The 19903-nt window shown below is 64.4% G+C and carries 19 protein-coding genes; 6 read left to right on the top strand and 13 right to left on the bottom strand.

The genetic code is table 11. The features are described 5' to 3' along the window. Window positions 1–94: 94 nt before the first annotated feature. Window positions 95–505 (top strand): hypothetical protein, encoded by a 411-nt coding sequence (locus AC1DS3_RS19345; protein WP_441631475.1) that lies wholly within the window; start codon window positions 95–97, stop codon window positions 503–505. Window positions 506–606: 101 nt separating this feature from the next. Here AC1DS3_RS19345 and AC1DS3_RS19340 read toward each other — a convergent pair whose 3' ends face one another. Continuing rightward, window positions 607–1002 carry a DUF1801 domain-containing protein gene (locus tag AC1DS3_RS19340; RefSeq protein ID WP_441631321.1) on the bottom strand — a complete coding sequence of 132 codons (396 nt, stop codon included), beginning with the start codon at window positions 1000–1002 and terminating at the stop codon, window positions 607–609. A 248-nt stretch (window positions 1003–1250) separates the two neighbouring features. Between AC1DS3_RS19340 and AC1DS3_RS19335 the strand changes: the two genes are divergently transcribed. The 4 genes from AC1DS3_RS19335 (at window position 1251) to AC1DS3_RS19320 (ending at window position 4931) form a co-directional block, all read left to right on the top strand. Continuing rightward, window positions 1251–1643 (top strand): DUF6331 family protein, encoded by a 393-nt coding sequence (locus AC1DS3_RS19335; RefSeq protein WP_441631319.1) that lies wholly within the window; start codon window positions 1251–1253, stop codon window positions 1641–1643. Between the two features lie 180 nt (window positions 1644–1823). Further along, on the top strand, window positions 1824–2717 hold the full coding sequence (locus AC1DS3_RS19330; RefSeq protein WP_441631317.1) for an alpha/beta hydrolase: 894 nt from the start codon (window positions 1824–1826) through the stop codon (window positions 2715–2717). Beyond that, window positions 2714–3760: an Ldh family oxidoreductase gene (locus AC1DS3_RS19325; RefSeq protein WP_477127730.1), complete on the top strand. Its 1047-nt coding sequence runs from the start codon at window positions 2714–2716 to the stop codon at window positions 3758–3760. Before AC1DS3_RS19330 ends, AC1DS3_RS19325 begins: the two co-directional genes overlap by 4 nt. A 307-nt stretch (window positions 3761–4067) precedes the next feature. Then, entirely contained in the window at window positions 4068–4931 is an 864-nt protein-coding gene (locus AC1DS3_RS19320) for a helix-turn-helix transcriptional regulator (RefSeq protein WP_441631313.1), read from the top strand. 41 nt (window positions 4932–4972) lie between these two features. Here the strand turns inward: AC1DS3_RS19320 and AC1DS3_RS19315 are convergent, their stop codons facing one another. From AC1DS3_RS19315 to AC1DS3_RS19305, 3 genes are all read right to left on the bottom strand, one after another. Then, entirely contained in the window at window positions 4973–6109 is a 1137-nt protein-coding gene (locus tag AC1DS3_RS19315; RefSeq protein WP_441631311.1) for an acetamidase/formamidase family protein, read from the bottom strand. A gap of 65 nt (window positions 6110–6174) precedes the next feature. Next, window positions 6175–6825, bottom strand: coding sequence for a c-type cytochrome (locus AC1DS3_RS19310; RefSeq protein WP_441631309.1), 651 nt, complete (start codon window positions 6823–6825; stop codon window positions 6175–6177). 32 nt (window positions 6826–6857) lie between these two features. Continuing rightward, on the bottom strand, window positions 6858–7904 hold the full coding sequence (locus AC1DS3_RS19305) for a Bug family tripartite tricarboxylate transporter substrate binding protein (protein WP_441631307.1): 1047 nt from the start codon (window positions 7902–7904) through the stop codon (window positions 6858–6860). Between the two features lie 269 nt (window positions 7905–8173). Here AC1DS3_RS19305 and AC1DS3_RS19300 point away from each other — a divergent pair, with 269 nt between their 5' ends. Continuing rightward, on the top strand, window positions 8174–8962 hold the full coding sequence (locus AC1DS3_RS19300; RefSeq protein ID WP_441631305.1) for an alpha/beta fold hydrolase: 789 nt from the start codon (window positions 8174–8176) through the stop codon (window positions 8960–8962). 73 nt (window positions 8963–9035) lie between these two features. On the opposite strand, the gene AC1DS3_RS19295 is transcribed toward AC1DS3_RS19300, so the two are convergent. The 9 genes from AC1DS3_RS19295 to AC1DS3_RS19255 form a co-directional block, all read right to left on the bottom strand. After that, complete coding sequence (locus AC1DS3_RS19295) at window positions 9036–9542, bottom strand: GlcG/HbpS family heme-binding protein (protein WP_441631303.1); 507 nt, start codon at window positions 9540–9542, stop codon at window positions 9036–9038. 85 nt (window positions 9543–9627) lie between these two features. Then, a complete protein-coding gene (locus AC1DS3_RS19290; RefSeq protein ID WP_441631301.1) occupies window positions 9628–10680 on the bottom strand; it encodes a porin in 1053 nt (350 codons plus the stop codon). A gap of 294 nt (window positions 10681–10974) precedes the next feature. Further along, complete coding sequence (locus AC1DS3_RS19285) at window positions 10975–13464, bottom strand: TonB-dependent siderophore receptor (protein ID WP_477127729.1); 2490 nt, start codon at window positions 13462–13464, stop codon at window positions 10975–10977. Between the two features lie 129 nt (window positions 13465–13593). Next, window positions 13594–14601 (bottom strand): siderophore ABC transporter substrate-binding protein, encoded by a 1008-nt coding sequence (locus AC1DS3_RS19280; protein WP_441631297.1) that lies wholly within the window; start codon window positions 14599–14601, stop codon window positions 13594–13596. Next, the gene (locus AC1DS3_RS19275; protein ID WP_477127728.1) at window positions 14598–15374 is read right to left on the bottom strand and encodes an iron ABC transporter ATP-binding protein; all 777 of its coding nucleotides are present in this window, start codon (window positions 15372–15374) and stop codon (window positions 14598–14600) included. The genes AC1DS3_RS19280 and AC1DS3_RS19275 overlap by 4 nt, the downstream gene beginning before the upstream one ends. Further along, window positions 15371–16321 (bottom strand): iron chelate uptake ABC transporter family permease subunit, encoded by a 951-nt coding sequence (locus AC1DS3_RS19270; RefSeq protein WP_441631293.1) that lies wholly within the window; start codon window positions 16319–16321, stop codon window positions 15371–15373. The genes AC1DS3_RS19275 and AC1DS3_RS19270 overlap by 4 nt, the downstream gene beginning before the upstream one ends. Continuing rightward, window positions 16318–17259 (bottom strand): ABC transporter permease, encoded by a 942-nt coding sequence (locus AC1DS3_RS19265; protein ID WP_441631291.1) that lies wholly within the window; start codon window positions 17257–17259, stop codon window positions 16318–16320. The genes AC1DS3_RS19270 and AC1DS3_RS19265 overlap by 4 nt, the downstream gene beginning before the upstream one ends. Further along, a complete protein-coding gene (locus tag AC1DS3_RS19260; protein ID WP_477127727.1) occupies window positions 17259–19025 on the bottom strand; it encodes an ABC transporter ATP-binding protein in 1767 nt (588 codons plus the stop codon). Before AC1DS3_RS19260 ends, AC1DS3_RS19265 begins: the two co-directional genes overlap by 1 nt. Continuing rightward, window positions 19019–19903, bottom strand: an 885-nt coding sequence (locus AC1DS3_RS19255; protein WP_477127726.1) for an ABC transporter ATP-binding protein, incomplete at its 5' end; no start/stop codon positions are given. The genes AC1DS3_RS19255 and AC1DS3_RS19260, both read right to left, overlap by 7 nt.

Here is a 19903-nt window from a genome sequence, read left to right as displayed (position 1 = left end):
GCTCTATCCTTGGGTGTGGCTTCACGCACACAGAAACAGAGAACCAGGGATCGATTGATCGAGAGGACATAGGAGCGATATGCCAGCCCCCGCAATGACAACACGCAGCAGCCTACGGCATCGCCGGGTGGCATCCTGGCTTGCCTGCGCTTGCGCAGCCCTGGCGCTATGCGCCTGCGCGCCAGACTCGGTGCGCAACTACGAGGCAAAAGGCTTCAATGCCTACCTCGACAGCGTGCAGCGAGGCTGCCCGAACATGATGATCGGAAACAACAACATCAGCGATTGGCTACGCACCGACGGTGGCCAGAACAACAGCGACTACGTGTACTGGCTCGACCAGACCTCCCGGCTTTACTACCGGCGCATCACGCCGGCGCAGTATCGCGATTCGGTCGTCGGCGCGCTCGGGCAAGGCAAATCGGATACGCGCGCGGTGGATTGCATCCTCGGCAAGCTGCCAGCGCAGCGCCCTGCCAGCCCGGCAGGGGACAAGCGGCCGTAGTTGCTGGCTGTGCTAGCTGGCTGTGCTAGCTGGCCGTGGCAGCTGGCCGTGGTAGCTGCAACGGCCAGGATGGGCGCCAGCGCATGTGGCACCGGATCCGGCTATCGGGCCGATGACCTGTTCAGGGCTGCAGCGGCGCGTATGAGCGTCTTGAAGGCATCCTCATCCATCTCGTCACCCTCATGCAAATCGATAGCGCGCCGCGTGTTGCCTTCCAGGCTGGCGTTGAATAGTCCTGAAGGGTCATCGAGCGAAGCGCCCTTGGCGAAAGTCAGCTTCACAACGCTCTTGTAGGTCTCGCCGGTGCAGATCAGTCCATCGTGAGACCAAACCGGAACGCCTCTCCACTTCCACTCCTCGGCCACCTCAGGGTCAGCCTGCTTGATGAGAGCGCGGACATGGGAGAGCGTCTTGCCCCGCCAGTCGTCCAGTTCCTGGATCCTGGCGTCGATCAGCCGCAAAGGGGATTCGTCCTGGGTCGTTGCGATCTTTTTCATAGGGATTGCACCTGATTCGGCTGTTTCACCATCTGGCTTGCATAGCCGGCTCGCCGTCGCGTGAGCGGTACCGCGCCTGAATAGGCGGCCTTGAATTTACCATACCCCGTTGGTTGTGCATCCTGCATGATCGTTGCCGACCCTACGGGGGCGTGGAGACATGGTGACATGGTTTTGTCAGCCGGTCCTGGCGCGCGGCGCTCGGCTACACTTTGCCGACTCTCCCCTTACTGGCACACGCGAAGGAAATGGCAAATCAAGGCGACATCAGCATCGGCGAAGACAAATGGATTCCGTTCATCGACCTGGAAGGGAAGTACCACGACGCGGTGGACATCGACGAGTGGCTCGCCCCTATCCTGCCCTTGCTTGACTGGCTCGAAACGGAATGCGTCGCGGGCTGTTGCGGCATTGACGCATATGGTTTCTGGCCCGATGCCATTGCCCGGGCTGCGACGCAAACCGGCCTCCCCGATCTTGCCGAGCGGATTGCACAGGTGAGAGAACGCGTCGCCAGCTCCGCCGGCGACGCGTTCCTTAGCCACAGGATGAACAACTATTTCGACAGGCAAGTCTTGCTCGCGCTGATCGACCACATCGCTGCCTGCCTTGCGTCCGGCGCGCGGGACGCGAAGGCCTGAGCGGCTGGCTGATTTCGTTCCCGCAGCCCATCCGCTGCGCGCGATCGTGCGCCGTGCTGACGGACACGCAAATCGCGCCMATCATCAAAGTCAGCGGACGATCGGGTAAGTCAGTGGATTCTTGGGCAGTCATAGAACCGCGGATTTCGTAGAACATCGTGTGTCACTAAACCTGGAGAAATGAGCGTGCACACGGATGTAACATTTGACTCCGACGGGCTCCGCCTGGCCGGATCCCTGCATTTGCCCCCAAATCTTGCCGGCGGCGAGCGACGTCCCGCCATCGCCGTGCTGCATGGGTTCGGCAGCAACAAGGATGACGGTATGGTGCAGCTGGCGACGCGCCTGTTTTCTTCGCTGGGTTATGTGGTCCTGCGCTTCGACATGCGGGGCTGCGGTAACAGCGAAGGCGAGCGCGGCAAGGTACTGTGCGAGGACCAAGTGCGCGACACGCGCAACGCGGTCAGCTACTTGCAGAGCCTTTCCGAGGTGGAGCCAGCCAAGATTGCCGTGATGGGCCACAGCTTCGGCGCGGCCGTGGCGGTCTATGCGGCTGGCGTTGACCCTCGCATCGGGGCCTGCATCTCATCGGCCGGTTGGGGCGATGGGGAAGTAAAGCTGCGTCAGCAACATGCCGGGCCGGGCGAATGGCAGCGCTTCGAGGCAATGGTGGAAGAAGGCCGTGCCCGATTGGCCATGGGCCAGTCGATGCAGGTCTCGCGCTTTGACATCGTGCCGATCCCCCCCGCGATGCGCAGCAATCTGCCTGCGGGAAGCTTCATGGCGTTCCCGTTCGAGGTGGTCGAAAGCATGCTGGGCTTTCGGCCGAACGCAGTGGTCGGTGACATTGCCCCGCGTCCGCTCCTGCTGCTGCATCCGGCGGACGATTCGGTCACCCCGACGGACCAGTCGATCGAGCTGTTCCGCAACGCCAGGATGCCGGCCGAACTGCACCTGCTCTCGGAGATCGATCATTTCATCTTCTCCGACGACAACCGGGCTGTCCTGAACCTGGTCACGGACTGGCTGGTCAAGTTCTTCCCGGTCCGCCAGGCGCCATCGGGGGCCGCATGACCGCGCGCCCCTCGACGATGATCAGTGCAGCCCGGCTGCAGACCTTCGCGCAGGCGCTACTTGCCTCGGCAGGACTGCACGAACCTGGCGCCTCACTGGTGGCGCAGTGCCTGGTGTGGGCTGACCTGCGTGGTTCTCCCGGACATGGGGTAGCGCGCATCCCGCAGTACATTGCGTGGCTGGCCTCGGGCGACATGAATGGCCGGGCACAACCGCGCCCGGTGCTCAGCCTGCCAGCGCTGACCGTGGTCGAGGGGGATCGCTGCGCCGGCGCGCTGGGCATGCGCATTGCCGCCGGGCAAGCCATTGCCGCTGCGCGCCAGGCCGGGGCCAGCCTGGTGCTCTTGCGGCAGACAACGCATACCGGCGCGCTCGGCTTTCACACCGCTCATGTGGCCAGTGCGGGCATGTTTGCCATGGCGATGGCCGCGTCGGGACCGTTGATGGCCTACCATGGCGCCTCGGTAGCAGGCGTCTCGACGGCTCCGCTGTCCATGGCCTGCMCTGGCCTCAGCGAGCCGATCGTGTTCGACATGGCTTCGGGCGCGGTTGCCTTCGGCAAACTGATGCAGGCTCGGGCAGCCGGCCGGCCGCTCGAGCCGGGCTGGGCCATCGATGCCATGGGTAACCCCACCACGGACGCCCATCAGGCGGCAACGCCGCTGCCACTGGGCGGCCCGAAAGGCTCGGGCCTCGCGCTGATGGCCGAGATCGCCTGCAGCCTGCTGACCAACCATCCGATCCTGGCACCCGCGCTGCTGGCTTCCCCTGCCGTTCATCGCCACACGCAGAACGCGTGGATGCTCGTGATCGATATCGCTCAGGTGCTGGACCCCTCCATGTTTCAAGCGCAGCTGACCGAGCTCGCGCAGGCCATCCACAATCTGCCGGCGTCTATCGAAGGCCCTCCTCGGCTGCCGGGGGAACGCGGCTACGCCGAATCCCGGGAGCGGGGCGTGAGCGGGATTGCCTTGGCGGCTGTCACTGCTGCCGCGCTGGAGGAACTTGCCAGCCAGGCGGGCATTCACGTTCCTTGGGAGTAGCATGCCCGGGAGGTCACATTCAAATGCGCGTATTCGACGCTTGGATCATCGACAGTCCCCTTCCCTTCGTCTCCGTGTAGCCCTTGCCTCACTTTTGGCCAAATCAACAGAGACTTCTCCCCCCTTGACGACTGCCAGACAGATGACATAATTCCAACTCATTGCAAACGTTTGCAAGACTGGGGGATCGAGTGGCTTGTCGGCGTGTTTTGGTCGAGCACTAGGTTGGCGCAAGGCGAGGCCTGACTCCACGGCCTGCCGCGCGTGCGCACGATTCCCCCAAGACATTGATGAGGAGACACCCTGAATGGCAAATGACCGCCAGCTACGCATCGTCCACGGCAGCTTCGGCCGTGCCACCCTCCATCGGATATCGGGGCCGCTCGTCGCGCATGCCCATGCGGAGTTCCATCTGATCTTCAAGTTTGGCGGCACAGATGCGACATTCAAGATCGACGGCCACGCGCAGACGCTGACCGACGGCTGCGCACTGCTGATCAATCCCTGGTCGACGCATGCGAAGAGCGCCAAGGAGGGCTCGCCCTCGCTGCTACTCGCCTTGCTGCTGGAGCCGGAATGGCTAGGACGCACGCTCGGCGTCGACAATCCTGCCAGCGGCCTGCGCTTTGGCAAAACGCTGGTGCGCATGGATGCGGATACCGTCGCATCATTGACAGAGTTGGGTACCTGCCTGGCCCGGGACCTGGCTGACGATTCGGCGATTGGCTCGGTAGATTGCGAGGCCGCCGTCGCGGAACTGGCACGCAGGGTGTCGGCCTGCCATCTTCAGCGGCGGTCCATGACCGAAGTGCTGGCAAACACCAGGCCGCTGGACTATCGGATCAAGCGCGCGACCGAGTACATACGCAGCCACGCGGGGGAAAATCCCAACGTGGAGACGGTCGCCAGCGCGGTGGGCATGTCCCGCAGCCGGCTCTTCCACCAATTCAAGGCGTGCATGGGCATTTCGCCGCAGCAATACCTCGACTGGATCCGGATCGGCATCGCCACACGGCTGCTGGCAGAACGGCATGCCAGCATCGGGGACGTAGCAGACCAACTCGGATTCAGCGCGCAAGGACACTTCACGCGCTTTTTCGTCCAACACTTGGGGCTTAGCCCGTCGGAGTTTCGCCGCATCGGCATGCCGGGCGGCGCACACGGCGACTGAGGCGCCCGACGCCGCCCGGCGCCCATTACCGTCAACTGCCGTCAACCGCGCAGCGAGCGCGACAGCTTGTCCTGGATCACCGCGTCGAATACCGCCTTGGGCAGCATGCCGTGCACAGTCTTGGCCGGGATCGACGTGTAGTTGCTGGCCGTCTGGTTGGAGTACTGGGTGATGCGGAATCCCGAGGTAATGCTAGCGAGCGAGTACACGTCCTGAGGATCCATGCCGGTCGCAGCACTCACCCAGTTGAGCATCTGCCGCAGGCAGGCGACCAGCGCCTCGTCGAGATTGTTGCCGAAGCCAAGAATGATCCAGTGGCTGGGCGTCTCAGCCATCGGCAAGGACAAGGGCCGCTGCTTGTGCAGGAAATACTGGATCTGCATGTCCTCCATCGCGGTTTCGATGGCGGTCTGATTGACCACACCGTCGCCTTGGGCGGCATGCGAATCGCCTGTCCAGATCATCGCGCCCGGCCGTTGGACCGGCAGGAACAGCGACGTACCCTCGACCAGCTCGCGCAACACGAGATTGCCGCCATACCGGCCGCTGAGGATAGCGCTGACCGGTTCGTCGCCGGCGGGCTGCACCGCCATCACGCCCTGGAACGGCGCCAGCTTGATGCGGATGCCCGGCGCGAACTCGGTGTACTGCCGGCTCTCGTCGAATTTGAAATAGCGCAGGTACGGCTTTGGAAAGTCGTTAGGCAGTGCACCGACCCCTTTGGGTGCGGAGTTCCATCCCCAGCCGATCGGACGCAACTTGACCATCCGGCACTCCACCACGTCGCCGGGCATCGCCCCGCGTAGTTCCACGGGCCCGACGTTCGAGTATGGCCCTTGCGGAAATCGCTTGCGCACGGGTTCGCGATCCTCGTAGCTCATGCCGTACGAGGCGCCGTTGGCCCAGTTAACCCAGGTATTGGGATACATCACGAGATCGCCCGACTCGATGCTGGCGGCCGGCGCTGCCTTGGGGTCGAGAATGCCGACGTGCACGGTGTCCGTAGCGGACTCGATGCGGTGGATCTTGCCCGGTTTGATTGCGGGGAGTGGAACTGCACCCGGTTCGGCAACCGGTGCGCCCGGCCCCGACGTCGCCTGCGCTGCTGCCCGCAGCGATGCGGCTCCCAGGCCGAGGGCACCTGCAGCCTTCAGCCAATGTCTCCTGTCGATCATCATCGTTTTTGTTCCTTTTGATTGGGCCGTCGGCGGCACCACTGCGCTGGACGGCAAGATGCAGCACATCAGCGCAGTTGCGCGACGTACTGCGCAACTGCGAGGATCTCTTCGTCCGTCATCAACGGCACAAGCAGGCTCATCAGCTTGCCGGGACCGCCACGCGTGCCGGATTTCCACGCGTGGAGCTGCCTGGCCACGTATTCCGGCTGCTGGCCGGCAATGCGCGGAAAGTCGGGCGCGATGCCTTCCCCATTTGGCCGATGGCATGTCACACAGGCCGGCAGGTGATTGGACGAATTGCCCTTCCAATAGATGGCCATGCCAGCCCCGACCAAGTGCGGCAGGGCGGCCTGTCCGCGCGCGGGTGCCTGGCGGCTAAAGTAGCGAGCCACTTCGCGCATCTCCATTTCGCTCATGCTTTGCACCACGGCAGCCATCGTGGCGTCCTGGCGCAGTGCCGGCTCGCCGGCTCCGGCCTTGAACTGCCTCAACTGCTTGAACAGGTAGTCTTCGTTCTGACCCGCCAGGCTGGGGTATTCCTTCTGCGTGCTCTGGCCGGTATTGCCGTGGCATGCCGCGCAGACTTGCTCGACGATCAGCCGCGCGGGCCGCGCTTCGCCTGCCTCCGATGCGGGCTGCGCCAGCGCAGGCACGGCCAGCGTGCACAACGCGAGCAAGCGGGCAGACAGCCGGCGGCGCTCCATGGGATGTTTCACGTTGGAATCCTCACAACAAGGCAATGCCCGATCTAGTTCAGGTAGCCGCCGGTCTTGGTGACGATCTGGTGCGCGCGCCGCGTTTCGCTGCTCAGACGGCTGGTCAGGCCGGTCACGCCGGTCTGGCTGAAGGCGGTGTCAATGCTCAGGCCGGCCAGCCTGGCGCGGATCTCGGCATCGTTCATGATGGCGCGGACCTCGCTGCGCAGCCGCTCGGTCACCGGCGCCGGCGTGCCCTTGGGGGCGAACACGCCATACCAGACGGTAATGTCGTACCCGGGAATGCTCTCGGCCACCGTCGGCACGTTGGGCAGGCCCTGGAGCCGGCTCGCGGTACCGACGGCCAGCAGCCTCAGCTTGCCGGCGTTCACATGGGGCATGTACTCCAGCAGCGGGCCCGTCGCCAGGTCGATGTGTCCGGCGATCATATCGTTGATCGTTGGGCCGCTGCCCTTGTAGGGGATATTGGTGATGTCGACACCGGCCATCGTCTTGATCATTTCGAGTGGATAGCTGGTCGGGCCACCGTAGTTGACCTTGCCAGGATTCGCCTTGGCGTAGGCAATCAGTTCGGTGACGGACTTGTATGGCGTCTGCGGATTCGTAACCAGTACAAGCGGCGACTCGCCCAGTGGCGCCACGGGTACCACGTCGCGCGTCACGTCGTAGGGCAGCTTGCGGTAGAAAGCGGCGTTGACCGCGTGGATGCTGTTCAGGATGCCGATCGTATGGCCGTCCGGCGCCGCGCGCACGAGCGCCTCCGCGCCGATATTGCCGCTGGCGCCCGGTCGGTTCTCCACCACGACAGGTTGTCCCAGCGCCTTCGACAGGCGTTGCGCCACGGCCCTGGCCAGTACATCGTTGATGCCTGCCGGCGGGAACGGCACGATGAAGACGATAGGCTTCGAAGGCTTCCAATTGGCCTGTGTGCTTGTGTCCGCTTCCGCTGCGTTGGCGGCTCCGGGCCGCAGGCCTGCGAGTGCCACGGCCAGTGCGGCGCTGATGGCCGCAGTGATGGCGGCAAATGTGGCCACCCGCTGAGGGGCGGTGAGGAACGATGGACGCTTCCGGCTTTGCATTGACTCTTGTCTCCTGGTGAATCGCGAGGCGTGGGCGATCGGGTCAGCCCAGGCTCACACTCTACGGATCTGGAAACAAGACGCTTGCCCATTTGGGGAGCCGTTTACCAATACGTCCTCCGTTCTGCGGTATCGGTATGCCGGCAAACGATCGCCTGATGCCGCGCGGCGTCTACTTACCGGATTGTCCAAGAACTTGACAGGGGCTCCGCCGACGCCGCGGTTCGTCGTGCAATATGCGGCGAAACATCGACGACCGGAGAAAACCAATGCATTACCAGCAAAACGGCACCGTGGTCACCATCGGCAACGGCCCACACCATGTCATCGCCTTGCACGGCTGGTTTGGCCATGCGCGTGGATGGGGGCCTGTTGTGGACGTGCTCGACGGTGACCGCTTCACCTACGCCTTCATCGACTATCGAGGCTATGGTGCCCGGCGAGGGATCCAGGGCAGATTCGACATGCAGGAGATCGCCGCCGACGTGCTGGCGCTTGGTGACGAATTGGGATGGCAACGTTTCTCGCTGATCGGACACTCCATGGGAGGAAAGGCCATGCAGGCTGTCGCCATGCTGGCCCCCGCACGTGTCAAGGCCATGGTCGGCGTCACGCCTGTGCCGCCGACGCGCGTGCCGTTCGACGAGCCGACACGCTCGCTGTTCGAACGTGCCGCTGACGATTTAGCGGCAAGAATTGCTATCGTGGACAATGCCACGGGCAAACGCCTGAGCCGGTACTGGGTGGAAAAATTGGTTCAAGCCTCGACGCTGCATGCCGATGCCGACGCGTTCGCCGCCTACTTCCGGGCATGGGCCGACACCGATTTCTCTGCTGAAATTGCCGGCATCCGTGTTCCCACACTGCTGCTGGTTGGTGAGCACGACCCGTCGCTGACTGCTGACGTCATGGAGCAGACGTACGGCAAAGCATTCCGCGACCTGGCCATCGACGTGATCCGCAACGCGGGACACTATCCGATGGACGAGACACCGGTGGACCTCATCACGCGGATCGAGCGCTTCCTGACGGACATCCAGGCCCGCAGCGAACGCTGACATCCTGAAGTGCCAATGCGGAGCGCCTGCCGGTGTCGACCACCAGCAGGCACCACCATAGCCCATACGCCACTCAGGGCGCCTCGGCCGCACCGATCGCGACCACGCCGCGGCGCCCGATCTCCTCGTCCATGTCCGATGGCCCCCCGCTGACGCCGACGGCCCCGACCAGGCGGCCACCGACGTAGATGCCCAGTGAACCCTGCGACGGAAAGACGGGGCCGCCATACACCAGCGAACTCATCTGGCCAAAGACGATGGGATTGGCCTGATAGCGCTTCACGAGTTCGGCGCCGGACGCGCCTCCCGTTGCCGCCGAAGCGATGGCCTTGCCGCGCGCGACATCAAAGGTCGCAAACGGGGCGCCATCCATTCTCACGCCGCTGAGAAAGTGGCCGGAAACGTCGACCACGACGATGCTGACGGCAAGTTTTCGGTCCTCGGCAAACCGTTTGGCGGCATCGGTCAGCCGCACCGCGGTGTCCGCGCCAAGGGTCTGCACCTGTACGACGGCCGCGGATGCGATCGACGCGCAGAACAGATGCAGCCCGAAGGCCACTACGAAGGTAGAGCGTTTCATGGATCCTCCTATGCATGACGAGATTACGACGCACCGGCCTCTGGCCGACGATGGCGACCGGGTGGCGTACGCTGACGTGCGCACATCAGAATAGATGGCGCATGCCCATCATGACCCCGCGCGGGTTGGACACGCTGCTTGCCGTGACCTCATTGGGGAGGTTCGAAAACGTGTAGTTGGCCCCGTTCGTGTTCCAGATCTTACTGGCGTTGGCATAGAGCGTTGTACGCTTGGACAGCGAGTACTGATAGCCGATCGACATCTGCTGGCCACGATTCGGCGTGCCGACCGATTGCTGCATGCCATATGCCACCAGCACCAGTCCGGCGCCTCCCACGGGAATAGTCGTGCCGACATGGAAACCGCGGTCCTTCAGCGTCGCCTGGCCTGGCACCCATCGTGTGGCCTGGCGGACATTGGCGAACACCTTCACCCACGGGAATTCATACGTGGCGCCGATCGCGCGCTCGTCGCGGTCGCCATTCGCTACCGCGTTGATGCTGTAGGTACGTTCATAGGCAAGGCCCAGCCAGAGCGGTCCGCGTGCATAGGTTAGCGCCAAGGCTGCCAGCCGGTCGGCATCGCGTGGCGCGCTGGTCCGCTCGGCGCCGAATGAGTAGATCGCACTGCCCTGCAGCCCGCCAAGTTCGGGACTCTCGTACCGAATGGAATTGTCCGCGCGCGCGGTCAGGCTGCTGCCCGCGGGGCCGCCGTTCTGCAGGCGACCGAGCGGGCCATACGGCGAGAAGCCAAAGGCCGACGCCTGCCCCTCGATGTAGTAGATCGGCGTGTTCTGCCGGCCAAACGTCAGCGCGCCCCAGTTGTTGCTGCTCAGGCCGACCCAGGCCTGGCGGCCAAACAGGCGTCCTCCCTGCTGGGCGGTGCCACTGTCCAGTGCAAGTCCAGTCTCCAGCGTGAATACCGTGGACAGTCCCGGCGCCAGTTCCTCCTTGCCCCGCAAGCCCCACCGCGATTGATACAGCCCGCCGTCCTCGAGCCGCGCGGCATGATTTGCCCCGGACTTGACATATTCGGTGTAGAGATCGGCTACGCCATAGATGGTTACCCCCGATTGTGCCGCCGCTATGCCCGGCATCGTTGCCACCGCCACTACCAAGAGTGTTCCCATTCTTTTCATGCGTTTCTCCTCGCTGTTCCGTCCTGTTTGACGATATGGTTCTTGCACGGTCCTTGCACCGTGCGCAGCAAGGGTATGGGTTCGCGCCGGGGGGGCGCTAACCCAATCATCCCGTCACTTGGAAAGGTGTCCGGAATGCGTGGCCCGGTGGGTCAGGAGCGCAGGCCCACGAGCAAGATGCGGAAGGCAGATGTGGAAGTCCGCGACAAGCACTGGCGGATTCGGCAAGGCAATGGAGGGCTTTGTCGCAGCAAGAAGGAGCCGTCGACAAGACGCCGGCGGTGATGATTGGCTTCAGAAGTCCATTGTGGCCGAGAGCATGAAGGTGCGCGGGGCGCCCAGGGCCAGACTGGACAACAGCGGCATTCCCCAATAGGCCTTGTTGGTCACGTTGTAGACACTGGCCCGCACGGTCAGCGGATGGCTGGAGATCTTGGTGGCATAGCGTGTGCCCAGGTCATACACGGTGTACCCCGGCACCGACAGCGAGTTGTCGGCGCTGATGTATTGCTTGGATACAGCGGTCGCATTGGCGGTCAGCGTCAAGCCCGGCACGGTGGAGGTGTCCCACTCCACGCCCAGCTTGCCTTGCAGCTTGGGCACCCCGGTTGCCTGCTTGCCCTGGTTGACGCCACCGGCGGTCTTGGTGAGCTTGGGGTCCACATAGGCGATGCCACCCATCAAGCGCACGCCGCGCAGCGGCGAGCCGAAGAAGCCCCACTCGACACCCCGGTTGCGCTGCTCTCCGCCAAAGGAAAAGACGTTGGTGGAAATGTCGGTATAGCTGCTTGGCCGCTTGATTTCATACAAGCTGACCGTGTGGGCGAATTCGCCGAGGTCGAGCTTGAGGCCCACTTCCTTCTGCTTGGTCTTGGCCGGCGGAAACAGCTCTCCCGCATTGGCGGCTGTTGCCGGCGCGGTCTGGCCCTTGCTCAGCCCTTCAATATAATTGCCGTACACGGATATATGGTCAGTGGCCTTGACCAGCAGCGCGGCCGCAGGCGTCACGGCGCTTGCGTCATAGCGGGCACTGCGCGCCCCGGTCGTGAGGCTGAAGGTATCGGTGAGCGCTTCCTGGTGACGCACGCCCAGCGTCAGTTGCACCCTGTCCTGTGCAAAAGACAGGGTGTCCGCTACGCCGTAGCTGGTCAGGCGCGTTTCCGTGTGGAGGGTCGGCGGCCAAAGCATGCCGGCGGCTGGCCCCCAGACCGGGTTGTAGATGTTGGTGGTCCAGTCCGCGCCCGGGACCRATCTGCGGCCATARTCCCTTTCGGTGTCCGAGTAGCGCGTGACGTTTAACGCCCATTGATGCTTGACGCTGCCGGTTCGGAACTTGCCCTTCAATCCAACTTCCCCCGATGTCTTTTCAATATCGAAGGCCAGTTGACCCATGGTGGTTCGGAAGTCGCCCGCCGCGTTGAGCACCTGCGCCGATACGGCACCGTTGTACTTGTAGTTGGTCTTGCTGGTGCCGAAGGCTGCATAGGCCGTCAGTTGTTCGCTCACGTCGAATTCGCCGCGGACGATCACACCCTTGTCCTTGGTGTTGACGAAGGACCAATCCKGGTTCAGCAGGGTTTCGGGCCTGGGTGGCTTGGGCACTGCCACGCCGGGGGCCAGATTGATGCCTCGGGTCACGCCGTCCACGCGATCATCGCTGCTGTAGAGGTCGGCAGAGACGCGAGCACGCTCGCCCCGCCAGTCCAGCCCGAGGGACGCGAACCGGGTTTTCTTTTCCTGCCGGTCGACCGCCCCCTCTCCATCCCGATAGACCCCATTGAAGCGGATGCCGAACTGCTTGTTCTCACCAAAGCGCCGCCCAAGGTCCACATGTCCGCCGAACTGCGCGTTGGACATGTAGGTCGCCGTCAGTCGCGTCAGCGGCTCATCGCCCGCGCGCTTGGGCACCAGATTGACGGTGCCGCCTACCGAGCCGCCCGGAGGCATGCCGTTGAGCAGGGCCGATGGGCCTTTCAATACCTCGATGCGCTCGAACATTTCGGGGGTGGTGCGGTAGTACGGCGCCATGCCGAACAGGCCGCCGATGGAGATATCGCTGGTGTTGGAGGCGAAGCCGCGGATGGAGTAGTTCTCGCTCCAGGCGCCGGTGACGCCGTTGCTGAACACCGTGGGATCGGTGGCGGCAATCACGCCGGTAATGTCCTTGGCCTGCCGGTCTTCGATGAACTTGTCCGTATAGCTGATGGTGGAAAACGGCGTTTCCATGAAATCCTTGTCGCCCAGCAGCCCCACGCGGCTGCCGGACGCCACCTGCCCGCCGGCGTAGGCGTCGATCGCTGAGCTCGCCTGTACCGTCACCACCGGCAACGTCACCCCGCTCTCTGCGGCTGGGCTTTGCGTCGGTTGGGCCGTCCGGCTTAGCGTGTAGCGGCCGTTGGCCTCGCGCACTGCCTGCAGTCCGTACCCGCCTAGCAGTTCGGTGAAGCCCTCGCGCACGCTGTAGCTGCCGGACAGCCCCTGGCTGATCTTGCCTTGGAGCAGGCTCTCATCCACGGTCAGTGCGACACCCGCCGCAGCGGCATAGGCATTGAGCGCCTCGCCCAGCGGGCCGGCCGGCACGTTGAAGCGGCTCCGGGCATCCACTGCCTGGCCGGTGCTTTGTGCAAGTGCCGGCGTGGCGGCCAGGGCCAGGGCGCCCGCGCTCAGCCCCAGCAGCAGCACCGTCGGCACGGCGGCAGCGGTGGCGCGGTTCAGGGCAAAGGCGGGATGGGGGCGCACCGCCTGCTGTGCAGGTCGCGCGATGCGAGGGTGACGTTTGGTCATGACAAGCTCTTTTCCGTTGATTCAGTTGAGATTGGGTTGGTTCTCAGCACGTCTTGCGAGTGAGAAAGTGATAACGAATACGAATMATTACGTTTTTGGCTTGGGGCTAGCGACAAGCCCCGGAACAAATCAGTGCTGATAGCCCTTGATGACGTCGTCGATCACGAGCTTCAAGGAGGTCGGGCTGGCGGCGGTGACGTACCAAGCTTCAGCATCGACGAAGACCACACGGCCGTTCTTCCAGGCGTTGGTCTGGCGCAGCAGCGGGTTGCCCATGCTCCCGGCATCCATGACCGGACGGCGCTCCATCACGGCCGTCCGGTCCACCACGAAGAGGATGTCGGGGTTGGCCTGCTGGATGAATTCGCTGGAAATCGGCTGGCCATGCAGGCCGGTCTCGGCAGTCGGGCTAGCCGGTTTCACGCCCAGGGCATTGAAGACGAACCCGTAACGGGAATGCACGCCAAAGGAACTGAAGGCGCCGTTGTTGTGCAGAACGACAAGCGCCTTCTCGAGACGGCCCTGGGTCGTGCGCCTGGCCTCCTCGACCTTGGCGTCCAGCTCAGCCGCTTTCTGGCGGGCGAGGCCTTCCTTGCCAAAGATTCGCCCCAGGGTCATGAGGTGGTCCTTGATGACCTCGATGTGCTTGGCCTGGCTATCCCGGTAGTCCACATCGAAGTGAATCGTCGGAGCGATCTCGCTCAATTCCTTGTAGTGGTTCGCCTGGAGCGAGGTCATCAGGATCAGTTCAGGCCTGGCCGCATGAACCCGCTCCAGATTGGGCTGAACGATCGAGCCCAGATCCTGAACGTCCGGAGCGTCCTTGTACCTGGCGAGGAAGTGCGGGACGAAATCCTTCGGCATGCCGACGACAGGGACACCCAGTTGGTCGAGGAAATCGACTTCATTCATGTCGAGGGCGACCGCGCGTTGCGGAAGGCGCTCGACGACGGTCGTTCCCAGCTTGTGCTGAACCGTGACGGGCGCGAACGCTTCCTGCGGGGACCGGCCGGCAGAAGCGGGCTGTGCGGCTGCCCCTGGCGGTTCGGCTGGTTTCTGGCCGCACCCCTGCACCGCGACGGTCGCGGCCATCAGCAGGGCTAACGCCCAACGCCTGTTTCTGTGATTCCGGGTCATTTCAGTTCTCCTGATGGATTGAAGTAGTTGCACACGCATCCTCGATCGCTGCGCACGATCTCGAAGTCCAGTCCATACAGTTCCTGCAGCCGTGTCTCGGTCACGGCCTCCACGACGGGGCCGCAGAAGCGGACCATTCCGCCCTTCAATGCGACGATGTGATCCGAGTAGTTGGCAGCGAAATTGATGTCATGGATCACCAGGATCACGGTGCGCCCGTGTTCGTCACACAGGCGGCGAAGCGCGCGCATGATCTGCACGGCATGCTTCATGTCGAGGTTGTTGAGTGGCTCGTCCAGCAGCAGAACGTTCGTCTGCTGGGCAATGGTCATCGCCAGGAARGCCATCTGGCGCTGCCCTCCGCTGAGTTCGTCGATGTAGGCTCCGCGCAGTGCTTCCAGCGACAGGAACGCGATGGCCTCGTCGATCGCGTCGTGGTCCTCGGGGGTAAKCGCGCCGCGGCTGTAGGGGAAGCGCCCGAACGCGACGAGTTCCTCGACCGTCAGGCGCAGGTTGAAGTCCGGCGCCTGGCGCAAGGTGGCGACGTGCTTAGCGTATTCGCTGATGCGGATGCTGGAAACCTTGCGATCCCCGATCAGGATGTCGCCCTGGGTCGGCTCCAGCAGGCGCGCGATCGTCAGCAGCAGCGTCGTTTTGCCTGCGCCGTTGGGGCCGATGAGAGAAGTCACGCGCTGCGCCGGGAATTGCGCGCTGACGCCGGATAGGACGGTCTTGGCGCCGTAGGCCTTGTGAAGGTTGTGAACGGTGATCATGCGGTGCCTCGGGTGCGAACCATCAGCGCGAGGAAATACGCGCCACACACCAGGTTGACGAGAATGCTGACGGTGGTCTTGTAGTTGAAAACGTGTTCGACCAGGAGCTGGGCCACGATGAAGATGCCGATGGCGATCGCGCAGCCTATGGGCAGCGTGACCCGATGCCTGGAAGTCCGGGCCATCGCATAGGCGATGTTCGCCACGAAGATCCCCATGAAGGCCGTGGGCCCGAGCAGGCTGGTCGAGACCGCCACGAGAGCCGCGATCAGCGCGAAGTAGAGCCTCACGTACCGCTGGTAGTCGACCCCAAGGGAAATGGCCTGGTCGCGGCCCAGCGAGAGCACGTCGAGGATCGGCAGGGTCTTCAGCCCTGGCAGGCACACGGCCGCGACCAGAAGAGCCGAATAGAGCAACTGCTCGGGTTGTGCCCTGTTGAAGGATGCGTAGCCAAAGCCCTGGAGAACGGCGAACTCGCCCGGGCTGATCCTGAGCTGGACGAATTGCGTGACAGTGCCGATCACCATGGTCAGCACGAGTCCCAGCAGCAGCAGGAAATACACGTTGTACCTGCCGTTGCGCAAAAGCCACCGATGGATGGCCCACGAATAGGCGAGCATCAACAGGATGCAGAGGAAGAAGTTGCCGCTCTGGCCGAGTACCACCTGGCCATGCGTGCCCATGGCCAGGATCAGCAGCGCCTGCAACAGCAGATAGACCGCCTCGTACCCCATGATCGCCGGCGTCAGAATCCGGTTGCCCGCGATGGTCTGGAACGTGATCGAGGAGAAGGCGACGCAGATGCCGCCGATGACGATGGCGGCCAGCCGGGCGAGCCGTTTGGGAATGACGTAGTCGAGGTCGAATCCGGACCGCACGAGGACGAAAGCCGCGGCCAAGGCGATGACCACCATCCAGAGGGCATATCGGGGGGCAGCGCGCCTCATTGCTTCCTCCAGATGATGAGCACCAGGAACAGCACGCCGCCCACGCCGCCTGCGGTCAGGCCGATGGGCACCTCGAACGGGTAGATGAGCAGGCGGCCGAGAATGTCGCAGGCCAGCAGCAGCGACGCGCCGCCCAGAGCGACGATGGGCAGCGTGCGGCCTAGGTTGTCGCCGTAATGCAGCGCGACCAGGTTGGGGATGACCAGCCCGACGAAGGGGATCGCGCCGGCGGTGATGACCGTGGCGGACACGGTGACCGCCACCAGCATCAGGCCCAGCGCCGCCGTTGCCGAATAGCTCAGCCCCAGGCTGGTGGCCATGCCTTCGCCCATGCCGAGCACCGTGAAGCGGTGCGCATACAGGTAGGTGAGCGCGACGATCGGCAGGATCAGGTAGATGATCTCGTAGTTGCCCTGGACGACCTTGGAGAAATCGCCGAGCAGCCAGCCCTGCATGCTCTGCAGGATGTTGTAGCGGTAGGCGTAGAACTCGGCCACGGCACTCAGCACGCTGCCGTACATGAGGCCGATGACCGGCACGAGAACGGTGTTCTTGAACTTGATGCGGCGGATGATCGCCACATAGACCAGGCTCGCGGCGAAGCAGAAGACCAGCGCGAACAGCATCCGGCCCATCGTGCCGGCGGCGGGCGCCAGCGTCATCGACACCAGGATGCCGAGCTTGGCCGCATCCAGTCCGCCCGAGGTGGCCGGTTCGACGAACCTGTTGCGCACGATCTGCTGAAGGATCACGCCGCAGACGGACAGGCCTGCGCCGGTCAGGACAAGCGCCGTCAAGCGGGGCAGGCGGCTGGCTGTCACCGTCAGCCAGGCATCGCCCGACAGCGAGAACACCTGCGACCATGCCATCTGCCGGGCGCCGACCAGCAGCGAGGCGCCGCAGAGGATGGCAAACAACCCAAACCAACGTGCGCGCATCAGCAGCGGTCTCCGTTCGACGCCGCCGCGATACGCCAGCCTCTGGCGGCCCGGCGCTGGGCCAGGAAGTGCGCGTAGCGCCCCTGGCTCGCGCGCAACGGCGCGGGCGAACCCTGCTCGACGACCTTGCCGCCATCGAGCACCACGATCTGGTCGGCCATTGCCACCGTCGAGAGTTGGTGCGCGATGACGATCAGCGTGCGCTTGCCGCGCAGACGCGCCAGCGCCTCGGCGATGGCGGCCTGGTTCTCCGMATCCAGCGCGGCGGTGGCTTCGTCCACCAGCAGGATGGGCGCGTCCTTGATCAGCGCGCGGGCGATGGCGATGCGTTGGCGCTCGCCGCCCGACAGGCGTGCGCCGCCTTCGCCGACCGGGGTGTCGATGCCCTGCGGCAGGCGCTCGATGATCTCGGCCACGCCGGCCTGCCGCGCAGCCTCCATGATCTCGCCATCGGTGGCATTGGGCTTGCCGATGCGGATGTTGTCGGCAATGCTGCCCGCAAACAGGTAGTTGTCCTGGAAGATCTGACTGATCTGGCCGGCCAACTGCGCGTTGGACATCTGCCGCACGTCCACGCCACCGACAAGTACGCTGCCCTGGCTCACATCGAAGAAGCGCGCGATCAGCCGCACCAGAGTGGTCTTGCCCGACCCGGAGGCGCCAATCAGCGCGGTCATGCTGCCCGGCTCGATGCGCAGGTTCACGCCCTTCAGCACATCGGGCTGATCCGGTGCGTAGCGGAAGCTCACCTCGCGCAGCGCGATCGACGCATCACGCGGTGCCTGCGGCTGGTCCGGTTCCGGCAAGGGCTTGACCGCAAGGATCTCGCGCGCCGCGTCGAGCTGGCCGCGCGCGCCGCGCAGGACCTCGCCATAGCCGGCCACGTCCAGCAGCGGATCGATGTAGCGGTTGGCCAGCAGCAGCGCCACGATGACGGCAACGACCGAGTCCGCTTCCCGCGCACCGCCCAGGTAAGCGTTGAGCCACGACACGGCGGCGATCAGCAACGCGGCGAAGACGGCCTGCACGACCCAGGCGTTGAGCGCCGTGGACGCCGCCGACTGACAGATCAGCCGCGTGCCGGCGTGGCGTTGCTGGTCGATGGCCTGTTCAAGCAAGCGCGTGCTGCCGCCTCCACCGTTGAACGCGCGCAGTACCGACTGGGCCTGGGCGAACTCGACCATGCGCTGGCTGCTGTGGGCGAAGTGGCGATGGAAGGTGTGGTCGGCGCGCCGGCCCAGGCGAGCGGCGAAAAGGAACGCGCCGATCAAGATCGGCAGCGCCACCAGCGCGATCAGGCCCATCAGCCAGTGCCGCGCGAACAGCGCGGCCACGATCACCATCGGTGTCACGGCGCCGCTGATTACCGGCGTGAGCACGTGTGCGGGAAGCTGGGCCACTGCCATCATGCCGTTTGTGATGACATGGCCAAGCCGGGCGCTGTTCTCCGGGGTGAACCAGCCGACGGGCAGGCGCGCAACGTGGTCGCCGATCCGCTGGCGCGCGCCCTGCAGGACGGCAACACCCACGCGCACGCCGGCCTTCTCCACCTTGCGCCGCCAACCCCAGCTGGCCGTCATGCCGGCCAGCAGCACAATGAGCCACAGCGCCGCGCCGCGCGTATCGCCGGCCAGAAGGCGGCTGAGAATGGGCACCAGCGTGGTGATGGTCAGCCCGCTGAGCAGGCCATAGAACACGGCCATCCAGGCGTAGCGGCGGAAGACGGGCGCATCGTCGCCCAGCAGTTGAATGAAGGTTTTCAGCATGACGGCACCGCCAGCTCCTGGGGTTCTTCATGGCCGCCCAGCGTCCATAGCCGCGCATAGCGGCCTTTGCGCGCGATCAGCTCGGCGTGGCGGCCTTGCTCGTGGATCGTGCCGTTCTCGATCACGATGATGTGGTCGGCGTGCATCACCGTGTCGAGCCGGTGTGCAATGATCAGCAGCGTGCGGCCTTGCGCGAAGCGCGACAGCGCGTCCTGGATCGCCACCTCGTTCTCGGCGTCGGCGGCCGCGGTGGCTTCGTCGAGCACGAGCACGGACGGATCGAGCAGCACGGCACGCGCGATGCTCACGCGTTGCTGCTCGCCACCGGAGAGCAGCGCGTCCTCGCCTATCATCGAGTCGTAGCCGCGCGGCAGGCCCAGGATGCGCTCATGAATGTTCGCGGCGCGCGCGGCGTCCTCGATCTCCTGCTGGCTGGCCGAGGGCCGGCCCAGCGCGATGTTCTCGCGTAGGCTGGCATGGATGAGGCGCACCTCCTGCAGCACGAAACCGATGCGCTGGTACAAATCCGAAGTCTCGATATGCCTCAAATCCACGCCGCCGAGCGTGATGCGCCCGTCGGTCGGGTCGAAGAAACGCAGCAGCAGCCGGGCCAGGGTCGATTTGCCAGCACCGGACGCGCCGACGATGGCGGTCACCGTGCCGGGCTTGAGGGTGAAGCTGATGTCCGACAGCACCATGTTCTGCGCGTCGTAGGCGTAGCCGACGTGCTCGACGCGGATTTCGGTGCCCGTGGGCAACTGCCGCCTGTCGGGCGCCGGCTGCTCCAGCACAGGCGTCTCCAGCAGCGCCTGCACGCGCTGGGCGGCACCGGTGGCATGGTTCAGGTCATGGGTGATGTAGTGCAGCAGCAGCAACGG

Source organism: Cupriavidus sp. 01L46, assembly GCF_056399905.1.
The sequence above is the reverse complement of the archived record's forward strand: the minus strand, read 5'-3'. Positions and strand labels throughout refer to the sequence as shown.